Source organism: Blastococcus sp. PRF04-17 (assembly GCF_023016265.1).
GTDB lineage: Bacteria > Actinomycetota > Actinomycetes > Mycobacteriales > Geodermatophilaceae > Blastococcus_B.
Map to the genome: position 1 here is coordinate 3,959,996 of NZ_CP095412.1, position 14,161 is coordinate 3,974,156.

A 14,161-nucleotide genomic window follows, 5' to 3' on the forward strand; every position below is an offset into this window, starting at 1 on the left:
GCACCACCTCGCCCGCCACGCCGCGCCTGGGGGCGGGGTGCGGACGCGGGCGCCTCGAACCGGCCGGGCGGCGGCGGCGCAGCCGCGGGTCCGGACCGGTCCCGCTCGCGGCCGGGGCGGGCCTCGCGTGTCGGGTACTGTCGCTGACCAGTTCACGGAGATGACCCCCGGAGCCGCCGAGGCGCGGTCCGGTGCGGCTCCACGAAGATCGGTGTCCGTGGGACGCCGGGCGATCTCAGGGGAAAGACGATGGGCGCCAAGGACATCATCCGGTCCATGCCGCTGGTCGGTTCAGCCGTCGGCCGGCTGCGGCAGGTGGTCGTGAACCGGCTGTCCCCGTTCACGGAGTCCAGCAGCTACTGGGAGAGCCGCTACAAGTCCGGCGGCAACTCCGGTGCCGGCTCCTACGACCGCCTGGCGGAGTTCAAGGCGCAGGTGCTCAACCGCTTCGTCGCGGAGAACGGGATCAAGTCCGTCCTGGAGCTCGGTTCCGGTGACGGCGCCCAGCTGGCGCTGGCCGACTACCCCCGGTACTTCGGCGTGGACGTGTCGCCCACGGCGCTGGAGATGTGCCGAGCGAAGTTCGGCGACGACCCGACGAAGGAGTTCATCCTCCTCGACGAGCTGCCCGCCGACCTCACCGCCGACCTGGTGCTCTCCCTCGACGTCATCTACCACCTGGTCGAGGACGAGATCTTCGAGGCCCACATGGCGACGCTGTTCGACCACGCCGACCGCAACGTGATCATCTACGCCAGCAACTACGACGCCCCCCACCCGGTGCCGCACGTCCGGCACCGGCAGTTCTCGCGCTGGGTGGAGACCAACCGCCCGGACTGGCGGCTGGCCACCACCATCCCGAACGCCTACCCGTACGACGCGAAGCGCCCGTACGAGACGTCGTTCGCCGACTTCTACGTCTACGAGAAGAACGTCGGCTGAGCCCCGCCACCTCGGCCCGCCCCGCCCGGGTGCACCCGTGACGAGGAGCGGCCTCCGCGTCGGGGTCGTCCTGGAACAGGTGCTCTCGCCCGTCCCCGGCGGGACGGGCCGGTACGCGCGCGAGGTCGCGGCCGCCCTCGCGGAACAGGCCCCACCCGGCGCGCAGGTGCGCACCTGGACGGCCTGGCACCGCGACCCGTCAGCCGCGCGCGTGCCCGGCGCTCTCGGGCCCCGGCGGCTGCCGCTGCCCCGGCGACCGCTCACTCTCGCCTGGGAACGGGGGCTGCCGTGGCCGGTGCCGCGGGGGTCGACGTGGTCCACGCCCCGACCCTGCTCGCCCCGACCGCGGTCGCGGTCCCGCTCGTCGTCACCGTGCACGACGCCGTGCCCTGGACCCATCCGGAGACCCTCACCGCGCGCGGCGTGCGATGGCACCGGGCCATGGCCGCCCGGGTGGCAGCCCGTGCCGACGCCGTCGTGGTGCCGACCCGGGCGGTCGCCGACGCGCTCGCCGAGCACCTTCCCCTCCGGCGCGTGGAGGTCATCGGGGAAGGCGTGTCGGCGGACCTGGCTCCGCCGGCCGACGTCGCGGCGCGTGCGCGACGGATGGGCCTGCCCGAGGAGGGTTTCCTGCTCAGCCTCGCCACGCTGGAGCCGCGCAAGGGGCTCGACGTCCTCATCCGTGCCCTCTCCGAGGACACCGCCCCCCGGCTGCCGTTGCTCGTGGTCGGCCAGCCGGGCTGGGGCGGGATCGACCCGGCGGCCATGGCCGCCGCGGAGGGCCTGGCGCCGGGCCGGGTGCGGGTCCTCGGCCGGCTGTCGGACGCCGACCTGGCCACCGCGCTCGCGCGGGCCACCGCGCTCGTGGTGCCGAGCCGGGCCGAGGGTTTCGGTCTGCCGGTGCTCGAAGCCATGCACGCGGGAACGCCGGTCGTCTGCTCGGCCGATCCCGCCCTCGCCGAGGTGGGCGGGGACGCCGTCCGCATCACGCCGGTCGGGGACGCGCGAGCGCTGGCGGCCGGGCTGGCGGAGGTGGCGTGCGACGCCGACCTGAGGAGCGGCATGGCCGAGCGGGGACGGCGGCGCGCGGCCGGCTACACGTGGGAACGGGCCGCGTCCGCACTCTGGGACCTCTACGGCTCGCTGACGTCCTCGAGCAGGCCGAGCAGGTAGTCGCCGTAACCGCTCTTCTGCAGCGGCTTGGCCAGCGCCTCCAGCTCCGCCGAGTCGATGAAGCCGCGACGCCAGGCGATCTCCTCGATGCAGCCGATCTTCCAGCCCTGCCGCTCCTCGACGACGCGCACGAATTCGGCTGCCTGCATCATCGAGGTGTGCGTGCCGGTGTCGAGCCAGGCCGTGCCGCGCGGCAGCACGGTGACGGTGAGCTCCCCCGGCGCAGGTACTCGTCGTTGACCGCCGTGATCTCCAGCTCGCCCCGGGCGCTCGGCCGGATGGCGCGGGCGATCTCGACGACCTGGTTGTCGTAGAAGTACAGGCCGGGCACCGCGTAGGAGCTCTTGGGCCGCGCCGGCTTCTCCTCGATGGAGATCACCCGGCCGGTGTCGTCGAACTCGACGACGCCGTAGTCGCTGGGGTTGGCCACGTGATAGGCGAACACGTGGCCGCCGGCGGGGTCGGTGTTGGCGCGGAGGCTCTCGCCCAGGCCCGTCCCGTAGAAGATGTTGTCGCCGAGCACGAGGGCGACCGGCTGGTCGCCGATGAAGTCCGCGCCGATGAGGAACGCCTGGGCGAGGCCCTCCGGCCGCGGCTGCACCGCGTAGCTGACCTCGATGCCGACGTCGGAGCCGTCCCCGAGCAGCCGCCGGAAGGACTCCTGGTCCTCGGGCGTGGTGATGACGAGGACCTCGCGGATCCCGGCATTCATCAGCAGGGAGAGCGGGTAGTAGATCATCGGCTTGTCGTAGATCGGCATCAGCTGCTTGCTGATCGCCTTCGTGATCGGGTAGAGCCGGGTCCCGCTGCCCCCCGCCAGGACGATTCCGCGCATCCGGTCACGATATCCGCGGGGCCCCCTCGGACCGGCCTCGTAGGCTCGGATCGACCCTGCATCCCACCCTTATCGGGGAGATTCCGCTGACCGGTAGCCCGCGCGTGCTCGTCGACGCCACGGCCGTGCCCGCCGACCGGGGCGGCGTGGGCCGGTACGTCGACGAACTGCTCCCGGCGCTCGTCGCGGAGGGTGCCGACCTGGCCGTCGCCGTCCAGGCGCACGACGTCGGCCACTACCGGGCCCTGCTGCCCGGTGTCGACCTCCTGCCGGCGCCCGCGGCGGCGGCCCGCGCCGCGGTGCGGTTCGCGTGGGAGCAGACCGGTCTCCCGCTCCTGGTCCGGCGCAGCGGCGCCGACGTGCTGCACAGCCCGCACTACACGATGCCGCTCGCGGCCGGGGTGCCCGTCGTGACGACGCTGCACGACGCGACGTTCTTCACCCACCCCGACGTGCATCTCGCCGTCAAGCGGACGTTCTTCCGGGCCTGGACGCGCACCTCGCTGCGGCGGGCGGCGCGCTGCGTCACCCCGTCGGCCGCCACGCGGGACGAGCTGGTGCGGGTGGCGGGAGCCCGGGCGGAGCGGGTCGACGTCGCCCACCTCGGCGTCGACACGCGCCGGTTCCACGTGCCCTCGGCCGAGGAGCGGTCCGCCGTCCGGGCGCACGTCGGGGTGGACGGTCCGTACGTCGCCTTCCTCGGCACGCTGGAACCGCGGAAGAACGCAGCGGGGCTGGTCCGGGGCTGGGTCCAGGCGTTCGCCGGCACCGAGGACCCGCCGGCCCTGGTGCTGGCCGGCGGTCGTGGCTGGGACGACGAGATCGACCGCGCCGCGGCCGAGGTGCCACGCGGCCTCGAGCTCCACCGGCCCGGCTACCTCCCCTGGAGATGCTGGCCGGGTTGCTCGGCGAGGCAGACGTCGTGGCCTACCCGAGCCTGGGCGAGGGTTTCGGTCTTCCGGTGCTGGAGGCCATGGCGTGCGGGGCGGCCGTGCTCACCACCCGGCGGCTGTCACTGCCGGAGGTGGGGGGTGACGCCGTCGCCTACACCGAGCCCGACCCGGGGGCGATCGCCGTGCGCCTGCGCGAGCTGTGCGCCGACCCGGGGGAGCGACGGCGACTCGGCGCGGCGGCGCGGGCACGGGCGGCGCTCTTCGACTGGCGCGCCTGCGCGCGCGTCCACGTGGCCAGCTACGCGGCCGCGGTCGGGTCCTGACGGCGGCGGGACCGCCGGACCGTAGGGTCGCAGGCGTGGGGACCGAGCCGGGCGACGAGCCGCTGCGCGTCGTGGCCGTCACGTACTCGCCGGGCGAGGCGCTCGACGGCTTCCTGTCCTCGCTGTCGACGGCCACCCGGCGGCCGCTGGACGTCGTCCTCGCCGACAACGGCTCCACCGACGGCGCTCCCGAGCGCGCCGCGGCCACGCACCCGCACGTCCGCGTGCTCCCGACCGGCGGCAACATCGGCTACGGCGCGGCCGCGAACGCCGGGCTGGCCGACCACCGCTCCGGCTGGGCGCTGGTGGCCAACCCCGACATCCGCTTCGAGCCCGGCGCGGTCGACGAGCTGCTCGCCGTCGCGGCCCGCTGGCCGCGGGCGGCCACCGTCGGGCCGGCCATCCGCACGCCGGACGGGCAGCTGTACCCGTCGGCCCGCGACCTGCCGGAGCTGTCCACCGGCATCGGGCACGCGGTGTTCGGCTGGGTCTGGCCGAGCAACCCGTGGACCGCCCGCTACCGCCGCGAGCGGGAAGCCCCGCGGGAGCGCGTGGCCGGCTGGCTGTCAGGGTCCTGTTTCCTGGTCGACGCCGAGGCGTTCCACTCCGTCGGCGGCTTCGACCCCGGCTACTTCATGTACTTCGAGGACGTCGACCTCGCCGCCCGGCTCGGCCGGCGCGGCTGGCTGCACGTCTACGCCCCCTCGGCGGTGGTCGAGCACGAGGGCGGACACGCCACCCGGCGCGATCCGCACCGCATGCAGCGCGTCCACCACACCAGCGCGCTGCGGTACCTGGCCCGGAGGCACCCGCGCCGGGTCGAGGCGCCGCTGCGGCTCCTCCTGCGGGCGGGACTCGGCGCCCGGATGCTCGTGTCCTACGTCAGCGCCCGCGTCGGTGCCGGCGCCCGGCCCCAGCGCTCGGCGGACGAGCTGCCGCGGGCCCGCACCAGGAGACGGTTCCGGCGGGGGACGAGTTGAGCGACATCGGGAGGACGGGCTCGTGCGACACGCAGTGATCATGGCCGGCGGGTCGGGCACGCGGCTCTGGCCGCTGTCCCGGGCCGAGCGACCCAAGCAGCTGCTCGACGTGGTGGCCGGCGCCGACGGCGTCCACAGCCTGCTCGCCGAGGCGTTCGTCCGCCTGCGCGCCGTCCTGCCCGCCGACCGCATCTGGGTGTGCACGGCGGCCCGGTACGGCGACCAGGTGCGCGCGGCACTGCCCGAGCTGGGCGCCGACCGGCTGATCCTCGAGCCGGTCGCGCGCGACACGGCCAACGCCGTCGGGCTGGCCGCGGCGCTCGTGGCCCACGCCGACCCCGACGCCGAGCTGGCCGTCGTGAGCGCCGACCACGTCATCCGGCCGGTGGAGCGCTTCGCGGCCACGCTGACCACCGCGTTCGACGCGCTGGCGGTGCGCCCCGACGCGCTGGTCACCCTGGGCATCACGCCCACGTCGCCGGCCACCGGCTTCGGCTACGTGCAGCGCGGCGCGCCGACCGAGGTGCCCGGCGTGGCGGAAGCCGCCGCCTTCCGCGAGAAGCCGGACCGCGCGACGGCCGAGGCCTACCTCGCGTCCGGCGAGTACCTGTGGAACTCCGGGATGTTCGTCTGGCGTGCCCAGACCGTGCTCGACGCGCTGGCCGACCACCTGCCCGCCACCGCGGACGGGCTGCGGCGGATCGTCGCGGCGGCGCCGGGGACCGACCGCGACGCCGTCCTGGCCGAGGTGTTCCCGACCCTGCAGAAGATCAGCGTCGACTACGCCGTCCTGGAGCCCGCTGCCTCCGAGCCCGGCCGGGTGCTCGTGGCCGACCTCGACGTCGACTGGCTGGACGTCGGGTCGTGGCCGGCGCTGGCGCACACGCTGGACCGCGACGATGCCGGCAACGCGGTGCGCGGCCTGACCGTCGTCCTCGACGGCTCCGGCAACATCGTGCTCAGCGACGACCCCAGCCACGTGGTGGCGCTGGTCGGTGTGCACGACTCGGTCGTCGTGCACACCGCCGACGTGACGCTCGTCTGCCCCGTCACCGACGCCGAGCGGGTCAAGCAGCTGCTCGCCGCCGTCGAGGAACGGCACGGGTCCCGGTACAGCTGAGCGCGGTACAGCGCAACCGGCTCACTAGCCTGCGGGGCATGACGAGCTTCGACGTGGCAGCGGTGGTCAGCGGGGGAGCCTCCGGGCTCGGCGCGGCCACGGTGCGTGCCCTGGCCGCGCGGGGCGCCGCCGTGACGATCCTGGACCTCCAGGCCGACCGCGGCGAGGCGCTCGCGGCCGAGCTGGGCGGGCACACCACGTTCGTGCGGACCGACGTGACCGACGAGGCCTCGGTGCAGGCGGCGGTCGCCGACGCGACGGCCAAGGACCGCCCGCTGCGGATCGCGGTGAACTGCGCCGGCATCGGCTGGGCGCAGCGCACCGTCGGCCGGGACGGCGCACCGCACGACCTCGGCGCGTTCACGCGGACGGTCATGGTCAACCTGGTCGGCACGTTCAACGTGCTCCGGCTCGCCGCGGCGGCCATGTCGGCCACCGAGCCGACCGAGGACGGCGAGCGCGGCGTCGTCGTCAACACCGCCTCCATCGCCGCCTACGACGGGCAGATCGGCCAGGTCGCCTACGCCGCGTCGAAGGGGGCATCGTGGGGCTCACGCTGCCCGCGGCGCGCGACCTCGCGTCCGTCGGCGTCCGCGTGTGCACCGTCGCGCCGGGCCTGGTCGACACGCCGCTGCTGGCCGGTCTGCCGGAGGAAGCGCGGACGGCACTCGCCGCGGGCATACCCTTCCCCAGGCGGCTCGGCCGCCCGGACGACTTCGCCCAGCTGGCGCTGGCGATCATCGAGCACGGCTACCTCAACGGCGAGGTCATCCGGATGGACGGCGCCCTGCGCATGGCACCGCGCTGAGAACCACCTGACCGCACCACCCGGGGGAACATCCTGACCAGCACGCTGCCCAGCACGAGGACCACAGCCGCCTTCGAGTCCACCTGGGCGCCGGACTGGCCGCTGGAGATCCTGCGGGCGCTGTCGCCGCACCGCCGGGGCACCGGCGACCCGACGATGCGGATCGCCGAGGACGGGCTGTGGCGGACCACCACCACGACGGACGGGCCGGCGACGGTGCGGATCGCCTCCTCGGGCGGAACGGTCCGCGTCTCCGCCTGGGGTCCGGGCGCCGAGCGGGCCGGGCGCGCCGTGCCCGAGTGGCTGGGGGCCGCCGACCGCCCCGACGAGTTCGACCCCGGCGACCACGCGGTCGTGGCCGACCTGCACCGCCGGACGCGCTGGCTGCGGCTCGGGCGGACCGGGCGCACGTGGGACGCCGTGGTCCCGGCTGTCCTGGAGCAGAAGGTGACCACGGTCGAGGCCAACCGGGTGTGGCGGGAGCTGCTGCGGCTGGCCGGCGAACCGGCTCCCGGCCCTGCACCCGAGGGCATGAGGGTGCCGCCGTCACCGCAGCGGGTGCTGGACGTGACCGACTGGCAGTGGCACGCGTGCGGGCTGGACGGGGCGCGCCGGCGGGCGGTCCGGGCGGTGGCGTCGGTCGCCTCGCGGCTCGAGCCCGAGGCCGCCGGCGACTCCGCGGCCCTGCAGCGGCGGCTGTGCGCTGTGCCCGGCATCGGTGTGTGGACGGCGGCCGAGGTGGCGCAGCGCGCGCTCGGCTGCCCCGACTCCGTCAGCGTCGGGGACTACCACCTCAAGAACATCGTGGGCTGGGCGCTGGCCGGGCGGAGGAACACCGACGACGCCGGGATGCTCGAGCTGCTCGAGCCGTGGCGGGGTCAGCGGCAGCGCGTGGTGCGGCTGCTGCTGGCCGGTGGCTCCCGCCGTCCCCGTCGCGGACCGCGCTTCGCCCCGACGAACTACCGCCGCATCTAGCCCCGCCGCCGCGACTGTGCGCAGATCCACGTCATCGGCAGCGGATGAGGTGGATGCGCGCACAACGGTCAGCTGGCCGCGGCGCGCAGCTCTGCGTAGCGGGCGGCGCACTGCTCCATCGTCGGCAGCAGGCCCTGTTCCTGTGCCTCCGCCAGCGAGGGGGCTGCCCGGTCCTTCGCCGAGAACTCGAACTCGAGGCCGGAGGGCCAGGGGAGGTCGAGCTCCGGGTCCATCGGGTCGATCCCGAACTCGCGGCCGGGGGAGTACCCGGTGGACACCAGATAGGTGACCGAGCTGTGGTCGGCCAGCGACACGAAGGCGTGGCCCAGCCCCTCGGCGAGGTAGACCGCACGCGGCTGATCGCTGTCCAGCAGCACCGAGTCGTGGACGCCGAAGGTCGGGGAACCGACCCGGATGTCGACGACGACGTCCAGGACCCGGCCCGCGGGGCAGTAGACGTACTTGGCCTGACCGGGTGGGACGAGCGCGAAGTGCACGCCCCGCAGGACGCCGCGGGCGGAGACGCTGTGGTTGGCCTGCGCGACGGTCAGGCCGAAACCCGTCGCCTCGGCGAGGACGTCGGCCTTGTACCACTCGGTGAAGCGCCCGCGGGAGTCCCCGTGCGGCACCAGATCGAGGACATAGCTGTCCGGCACGGCCAGTTCGCGGAGCTGCACGCCTCGACGGTAACCACGTGGGGTGGGTCAGGTCGGCGTGGTCCCCAGCCACAACCTCCCGACGAGTGAGGAGCCGCCGGGCGTGCCCACCGGCTCCCACCGGGTGGTCCAGCCGTCGGCGTGCAGCTGCACCACCGCCGCGCCGAGCAGCGCCCCCAGGTTGAGCGCGGTGGTGGTGCTGAGCGCGTCGGTGAGGTGGACGTCCACCACGCCGTCGCCCTCACCCCCGTAGCGGAACACGACCGGGAACTCCGGGAGGGCGCCGCTCGCGACCCGGAACGCGTCGGCGACGGCGGCCAGCTCCCCGGGACGGGGCACGAGCTCGTCCGCCGGTACGCGCGACCCGACCAGGTCGCGCGCGCCGTAGGGGAAGAGGTCGTCCTGCGGCAGCCGCACCAGCGGGCGGGTGCCGTCGTCGGGATCCGGCTGCTGCACCCGCAGGCCGCGCACCACGGCCACGGGGACCCCGGCGAGCTTTCCTTTCACCAGGTCGGCGGCCGAGGCGATCTCGTCGACCACGGCGACCCGGGTCGTCTCCAGCCGGTTGCCGTGGGCGTCGACGGTGCCGCGGAAGTCGGTGAGCGCCCGGATCCCGGCCGACCCCACGGCGACGTCGGTGAGCCCCTCGCGCCAGGTACGACCGAAGGTGTCGCTCACCACGACGGCGACGTCGACGCCCAGGAGTTCGCCGAGCCGGTCGCGCAGCCGGCGGGCCGAGGCGTCGCCGTCCTCGGGCAGGAGGACCAGCGCGTCCTGCCCGACGTTGGAGGCGTCGATGCCGGCGGCCGCGACCACCCAGCCCTGCTGCGTCTGCACGATGGCCAGCGGCCCGCGACGGGCGACGACCCGGACCGCCTCGTCCTCGACGGCCTGCAGGCGCAGCTGCTCCCGGTCGGCGCCGGGCGGCACGGGCACCAGGCGGCCCTCCGCCTTGGACACGATCTTCGACGTGACGACGACGACGTCACCGTCGGCCAGCCAGGGCGCGGCCCCCGCGATCGCGCCGGCCACGTCGTCGCCGGGCGCGAACTCGGGGAGTCCCGGCACCGGGTGGATCGACAGGCCCGTCGTCGCCTGCTCAGACACCGGCGGCGTCCAGGGCGGCGCGGGCCAGGGCCGTCGTGGCCTCGGGCGACGACATCATCAGCGGCACCTCGCGGACGTCGACCCCCGGCACCGTCGCACCGTCGCCGGGTGCCACGAGCCAGGCGTCCAGCAGCCCGCCGTCGCTGCGCGCCCCGTAGTGCCGGCCCACCCCTTCGGCGCTCACCTCGATGCCCAGGACGGGCAGGCAGCGGTCCGCCATGCCGCGCACGACCGAGCCCCCGACGATCGGGGAGACGCCGGCCACGCGGGCCGGGGACGCGGTCAGCGCCTCACGCACCCCGGCGACCCCCAGGATGGTGCCGATCGACACCACGGGGTTCGACGGCGCCAGCAGCACCGCGTCGGCCGCCGTGAACGCCTCGACGACCCCGGGCCCCGGGCGGGCGGTGTCCACGCCGATCTGCACGAAGCCGGCGGGTTCCAGCCCGGCCCCGTACCGCACCCACCACTCCTGGAAGTGGATCGCGCGCCGACCGCCGCTGTCTGGGTCGGTGACGACGACGTGGGTCTCCACCCGCTGGTCGCTCATCGGCAGCAGCGTGACGCCGGGCTGCCATCGGTCGGCGAGCGCCGCGGTCACCGCCGACAGCGGATAGCCCGCGTCGAGCATCCGCGTGCGCACCAGGTGCGTGGCGAGGTCGCGGTCACCGAGGCCGAACCAGTCGGGGTCGGCCCCGTAGCCGGCCAGCTCCTCCTTGACCGTCCAGCTCTCGCCGGTCCGGCCCCAGCCACGCTCCTCGTCGATGCCGCCGCCGAGGGTGTACATGACCGTGTCGAGGTCCGGACAGATGCGCAGGCCGTGCATCGTCACGTCGTCGCCGGTGTTGACGACGGCGGTGATGCCCGCCTCCGGGGCCGCGGCCCGGACTCCGCGGAGGAAACGAGCCCCTCCGGTCCCACCGGCCAGCACGACGATCTCCACGAAAGACATCGTGCCCGATGGTCACTTGTCGACTGTTCTGCGGGCGTGTCGGGGGTCGCAGCGAGAACTGACGAACGAGTGTGACGCCTGTGGCTGGTGTGGCGTGTCGCTTACACCGGGCGAAGTTGACGGGCAGGCAACGACACGCGTGTAATTCCGGCGATGTCATCGCGTGCAGGGCGGTCCGGGAACGTCCCGGGGACCGCGCACCGGGACAAGATCGAGAGGGGACGCAACGTCATGGCCGAGGTCTCGTGGCTCAGCGACTACGTCAACGGGAACGACCGGAACGACCGCTTCGCCGCCTCTCCGCTGGGGCAGGCGAGCCACGGCATCGCCGGCCTGCTCGGCATCGGCGCCGAGGCCGACGCCCAGTCGTGGCAGGAGCAGGCGCTGTGCGCCGAGACCGACCCCGAGGCGTTCTTCCCCGAGAAGGGCGGCTCGACCCGCGAGGCGAAGAAGATCTGCACCGGGTGCGAGGTCAAGGCGCAGTGCCTGGAGTACGCCCTGGCCAACGACGAGCGCTTCGGCATCTGGGGTGGGCTGTCGGAGCGGGAGCGCCGCCGGCTGCGCCGCCGCGCCGTCTGAAGCACACGTCAGCTGACCCGCTGACCCCTCCGCGGGTCACTCCCACAGCCGCCGACGGTCTCCGTCGGCGGCTGTGGTGCTATTCGGGGCGTGTCCGCCCGTACCGTCCGGTTCGCCGTCGGCCGGGCGGATGTCGCCCGAGCGCTCCGGGCGGCCGCCCCGCTGATGGCCGACCTCCGGGCGCCGGTGACCGCCCGGGCGCCGTGGCTCACCGCCGTCCTCAACGGAACGGCGGCCCGCCGTTCGATCGGTACCCGGCCCGTCGCGGTCGTGGTCGAGGGGCCCGGACGGCCCGACGCCGCAGCCTTCCTCACCGCTCCCCGGCGGAGACCGACGGGGGAGGTGCGGCTGCTCGGGCAGGGCGTCGGTCCGACGCCGCCGGGCCGACCGCCGTTCCGGCTGCTCGCCCGGGACCGGGCAGCGGCCGAGCTGCTCGCCGACGGGATCTGCCGGCTCCTGGGCGGGACCCGCTCCCTGCGTCTCGTGGGGCTGCCGCTCGGCGACCCGACCGCCCGGGCGCTGTCGGTCCGGCTGCCCGACGGGCTGATCGCCAACGGCCGCAGCACCCGGGTCCTGGACGAGCTCGACACCGTGGGCACGGTGGCCCGGAGCCGCGACCCGGGGGACGTCGACCGGTGGCTGCCGCAGCTCCTCGAGCGCGTGCCGGTGCGGCGGGAGGCCGAGCTGCTCCGCGCGTCGGCCCGCCTGCACGCCGCGATCGGGCAGCTCGAGGTGGCCGTCGTCGCCGAGCGCGGCCTGCTGCGCGCCGGCCTGCTCACGCTGGTCGACGGTGCCGACCGCTGGCCGTGGTGGGGGTGGAGCGCAGGCGGTGGCCTCGGCAGCGAGATGGGCGCCCCACTGGTCGCGATGACCGCGCCGGCCCGCCGCTGGCCCTGACCGCCGGGTCAGCCGCCCAGCCGCAGCTCGCTGCCGCCCGTCGCCGGCGCGCGGTCGTCGCCGAGTTCGACGGTCCCGTCGGCCGGAACCCAGCCCGCGTCGTCCTCGCCGGGCCGCGGCTCGACCGTGACCACCACCTCGTAGGCCGCCCCGGTGGGCTCCGGCGGCGTCCCGTTCGGGCGGAGGTGGATCGGGAAGCGCCCGGACACCCGCACGGCCTCTCCGTCGCGGTCCACCCGCAGCTCCGGCTCGGTCAGCTCCGCGGACAGGGTCTGGGACCGCACGCACCCCGCGGCCACGGGATCGCCCGGCGCCCGGTCGGACAGGCAATTGTGGGTGGGCAGCTCGAGTCGTGCCGTGGTGCGCCCGCGGTCCGACGTCAGGGTGAGCCGCGGATAGGTCACCGTGACCCCCACGGCCCGGCGCTCGAGGACGACGCCCTCGAACGCCAGCCGCGCCTCGACGCCGTGCCGCTCCGGGGCCCGGTCAGCCACGTCGGGCCGGTCCCGGTCCACCGTGGCCAGGGCCGCCGCCGTCCCGACCCCGATGAGGACGACCGCGCAGGCGGCCGCCAGCAGGGCCGGCGTCCGGGTCGCCGGTCGCGGGCGGGCCCCGGTCGCCGGTCCGACGGCCGGCAGCGCGGCGAGCGCCGGCCAGCCCGAGCCCGCCGAGGTCCGGGCGCCCGGCGAGCCGGGCGGGTGCTCCAGGAAGGCGGGCAGGTCGTCGTGCCGTTCCGGCGGCGGTGGCGGCCGGTCGGCGCGCCGGCGGACGACGAGCGCCGTGAGCAGGGCCACCAGCGCGAGGAGGGCGAGCCCGAGGACGGCGCCCAGCACGAGCCAGGGCAGCGTCGACGACGCCGCCTGCTCACTCCCGGCCAGATGCATCCCGACCAGCATCGCAGGGGAGCGGGGCGCCCTTAGCCGGTCGGGTCGATCTCCTCGGGGTCGCGGCCGAGCAGGGCCGCGATCTGGTCCACGACGACGTCGCGCACCAGATCGGCGAGGTCCTCGCGGTCGTGCGCGCGGATCTCCAGGGGCCGCCGGTACACGACGATGCGGGGAGGGACGTCCCGGCCGTTCACCCGCTGCGCCGGCAGCACCCGGGCCAGCGGCACGCTGCCGTCGTCCAGCACGTCGGCGTCGAGGACGACCTCGTCGGGGTTCGTGTGGTCGACCCACGGGACGTCCTCGACGGCGAACTCCACGCCGGCGAGCTCCCGCTCCCAGCGCCGCTCGATGTCCTCGACGGCGTCGAGGACCATGTCGTCGAACTGCTCGGCCCTGCTGCGGGCCAGCGGGACCTCGGCCGGCACGAGCCGTCCGCGCAGGCCCCGGCCGTGCCGGTCGCGGCGGGGACGGCTGTGCGGGCGGCGGGGCGGACGCGTCATGACGGGGGAGAGCCTACGGCCGAGCAGGGGCACCCGGCCGGTGTCGAGGCCCGCGGGGTCATCGTGCAGGATGGGGCTCGGCGTCCGGCGGACCGGAGATTTCCGGTGCGCCTGCTCCCATCGACCGCCCAGCGGCATTACTGTGCCCAGCGTGAGGAACCGGTGGTGAGGCAGTCACGTCGCTGCTCGCGCAGCGGCTGCGCGCAACCGGCAGCGGCGACCCTGACCTACGTCTACGCGGAGTCGACCGCTGTCGTGGGTCCCCTGGCGACCTTCTCGGAGCCGCACAGCTACGACCTCTGCGAGTTCCACGCCGGGCGGCTGACCGTGCCCCGTGGCTGGGAGGTCGTGCGGCACGAGATCGACCTCGACGACTCCGGGCCGACCGGGGACGACCTGCTCGCCCTCGCCGACGCCGTCCGCGAGGCGGCCCGCCCCGAGCCGCCGCGCGACCCCGCGGACGACGGCAGCGGCACCCGCCGCGGCCACCTGCGGGTGCTGCCCGACCTCGGTTAGCGAAAGGACCCCGCTGCC

General features: G+C 75.2%; 16 protein-coding genes and 2 pseudogenes. 11 read left to right on the top strand and 7 right to left on the bottom strand.

Annotated features, from left to right (window positions below; all coding sequences use genetic code 11):
- Nucleotides 1-249: 249 nt before the first annotated feature.
- The gene (locus MVA48_RS20125; RefSeq protein ID WP_246982878.1) at nucleotides 250-942 is read left to right on the top strand and encodes a class I SAM-dependent methyltransferase; all 693 of its coding nucleotides are present in this window, start codon (nucleotides 250-252) and stop codon (nucleotides 940-942) included.
- Nucleotides 943-1,230: 288 nt separating this feature from the next.
- A complete protein-coding gene (locus MVA48_RS20130) occupies nucleotides 1,231-2,115 on the top strand; it encodes a glycosyltransferase family 4 protein (RefSeq protein ID WP_246982880.1) in 885 nt (294 codons plus the stop codon).
- On the opposite strand, the gene MVA48_RS24550 is transcribed toward MVA48_RS20130, so the two are convergent.
- Together MVA48_RS24550 and MVA48_RS20135 are read right to left on the bottom strand one after the other, a co-directional pair.
- Nucleotides 2,076-2,264 (bottom strand): hypothetical protein, encoded by a 189-nt coding sequence (locus MVA48_RS24550; RefSeq protein WP_441300200.1) that lies wholly within the window; start codon nucleotides 2,262-2,264, stop codon nucleotides 2,076-2,078. The two genes, MVA48_RS20130 and MVA48_RS24550, sit on opposite strands and share 40 nt — an antisense overlap.
- Entirely contained in the window at nucleotides 2,264-2,950 is a 687-nt protein-coding gene (locus tag MVA48_RS20135) for a sugar nucleotidyltransferase (protein ID WP_441300201.1), read from the bottom strand. The genes MVA48_RS24550 and MVA48_RS20135 overlap by 1 nt, the downstream gene beginning before the upstream one ends.
- A 146-nt stretch (nucleotides 2,951-3,096) precedes the next feature.
- Here MVA48_RS20135 and MVA48_RS24335 point away from each other — a divergent pair.
- The 6 genes and pseudogenes from MVA48_RS24335 to MVA48_RS20165 form a co-directional block, all read left to right on the top strand.
- Nucleotides 3,097-3,513 (top strand): annotated as a pseudogene (locus MVA48_RS24335) (glycosyltransferase); the annotation flags it as partial.
- Between the two features lie 326 nt (nucleotides 3,514-3,839).
- Nucleotides 3,840-4,166 (top strand): glycosyltransferase, encoded by a 327-nt coding sequence (locus tag MVA48_RS24340; RefSeq protein WP_371821261.1) that lies wholly within the window; start codon nucleotides 3,840-3,842, stop codon nucleotides 4,164-4,166.
- Nucleotides 4,167-4,201: 35 nt separating this feature from the next.
- Nucleotides 4,202-5,146, top strand: a complete 945-nt coding sequence (locus MVA48_RS20150; RefSeq protein ID WP_246982883.1) for a glycosyltransferase family 2 protein — start codon at nucleotides 4,202-4,204, stop codon at nucleotides 5,144-5,146.
- Between the two features lie 22 nt (nucleotides 5,147-5,168).
- Complete coding sequence (locus tag MVA48_RS20155; protein WP_246982884.1) at nucleotides 5,169-6,266, top strand: mannose-1-phosphate guanylyltransferase; 1,098 nt, start codon at nucleotides 5,169-5,171, stop codon at nucleotides 6,264-6,266.
- A 38-nt stretch (nucleotides 6,267-6,304) separates the two neighbouring features.
- Nucleotides 6,305-7,074, top strand: a pseudogene (locus tag MVA48_RS20160) (SDR family NAD(P)-dependent oxidoreductase).
- A gap of 156 nt (nucleotides 7,075-7,230) precedes the next feature.
- Complete coding sequence (locus MVA48_RS20165; protein ID WP_246982886.1) at nucleotides 7,231-8,049, top strand: DNA-3-methyladenine glycosylase family protein; 819 nt, start codon at nucleotides 7,231-7,233, stop codon at nucleotides 8,047-8,049.
- A 68-nt stretch (nucleotides 8,050-8,117) separates the two neighbouring features.
- On the opposite strand, the gene MVA48_RS20170 is transcribed toward MVA48_RS20165, so the two are convergent.
- From MVA48_RS20170 to cofD, 3 genes are read right to left on the bottom strand one after another with little or no spacing between them, the layout of a single operon-like run.
- A complete protein-coding gene (locus MVA48_RS20170; protein ID WP_246982889.1) occupies nucleotides 8,118-8,726 on the bottom strand; it encodes a dTDP-4-dehydrorhamnose 3,5-epimerase family protein in 609 nt (202 codons plus the stop codon).
- A 27-nt stretch (nucleotides 8,727-8,753) separates the two neighbouring features.
- Nucleotides 8,754-9,812 (bottom strand): coenzyme F420-0:L-glutamate ligase, encoded by a 1,059-nt coding sequence (locus MVA48_RS20175; protein ID WP_246982891.1) that lies wholly within the window; start codon nucleotides 9,810-9,812, stop codon nucleotides 8,754-8,756.
- The gene (gene cofD, locus MVA48_RS20180; RefSeq protein ID WP_246982893.1) at nucleotides 9,805-10,755 is read right to left on the bottom strand and encodes a 2-phospho-L-lactate transferase; all 951 of its coding nucleotides are present in this window, start codon (nucleotides 10,753-10,755) and stop codon (nucleotides 9,805-9,807) included. The genes MVA48_RS20175 and cofD overlap by 8 nt, the downstream gene beginning before the upstream one ends.
- A 240-nt stretch (nucleotides 10,756-10,995) precedes the next feature.
- Between cofD and MVA48_RS20185 the strand changes: the two genes are divergently transcribed.
- Both MVA48_RS20185 and MVA48_RS20190 read left to right on the top strand, forming a co-directional pair.
- The gene (locus MVA48_RS20185; protein WP_246982895.1) at nucleotides 10,996-11,343 is read left to right on the top strand and encodes a WhiB family transcriptional regulator; all 348 of its coding nucleotides are present in this window, start codon (nucleotides 10,996-10,998) and stop codon (nucleotides 11,341-11,343) included.
- Between the two features lie 90 nt (nucleotides 11,344-11,433).
- Nucleotides 11,434-12,240 (top strand): hypothetical protein, encoded by an 807-nt coding sequence (locus tag MVA48_RS20190; protein WP_246982897.1) that lies wholly within the window; start codon nucleotides 11,434-11,436, stop codon nucleotides 12,238-12,240.
- 8 nt (nucleotides 12,241-12,248) lie between these two features.
- Here the strand turns inward: MVA48_RS20190 and MVA48_RS20195 are convergent, their stop codons facing one another.
- Nucleotides 12,249-13,124, bottom strand: coding sequence for a hypothetical protein (locus MVA48_RS20195; protein ID WP_246982900.1), 876 nt, complete (start codon nucleotides 13,122-13,124; stop codon nucleotides 12,249-12,251).
- Nucleotides 13,125-13,156: 32 nt separating this feature from the next.
- A complete protein-coding gene (locus MVA48_RS20200) occupies nucleotides 13,157-13,627 on the bottom strand; it encodes a metallopeptidase family protein (RefSeq protein WP_246982901.1) in 471 nt (156 codons plus the stop codon).
- 165 nt (nucleotides 13,628-13,792) lie between these two features.
- Between MVA48_RS20200 and MVA48_RS20205 the strand changes: the two genes are divergently transcribed.
- Nucleotides 13,793-14,143, top strand: coding sequence for a DUF3499 domain-containing protein (locus tag MVA48_RS20205; RefSeq protein WP_246982902.1), 351 nt, complete (start codon nucleotides 13,793-13,795; stop codon nucleotides 14,141-14,143).
- The last annotated feature ends 18 nt before the right edge of the window (nucleotides 14,144-14,161 follow it).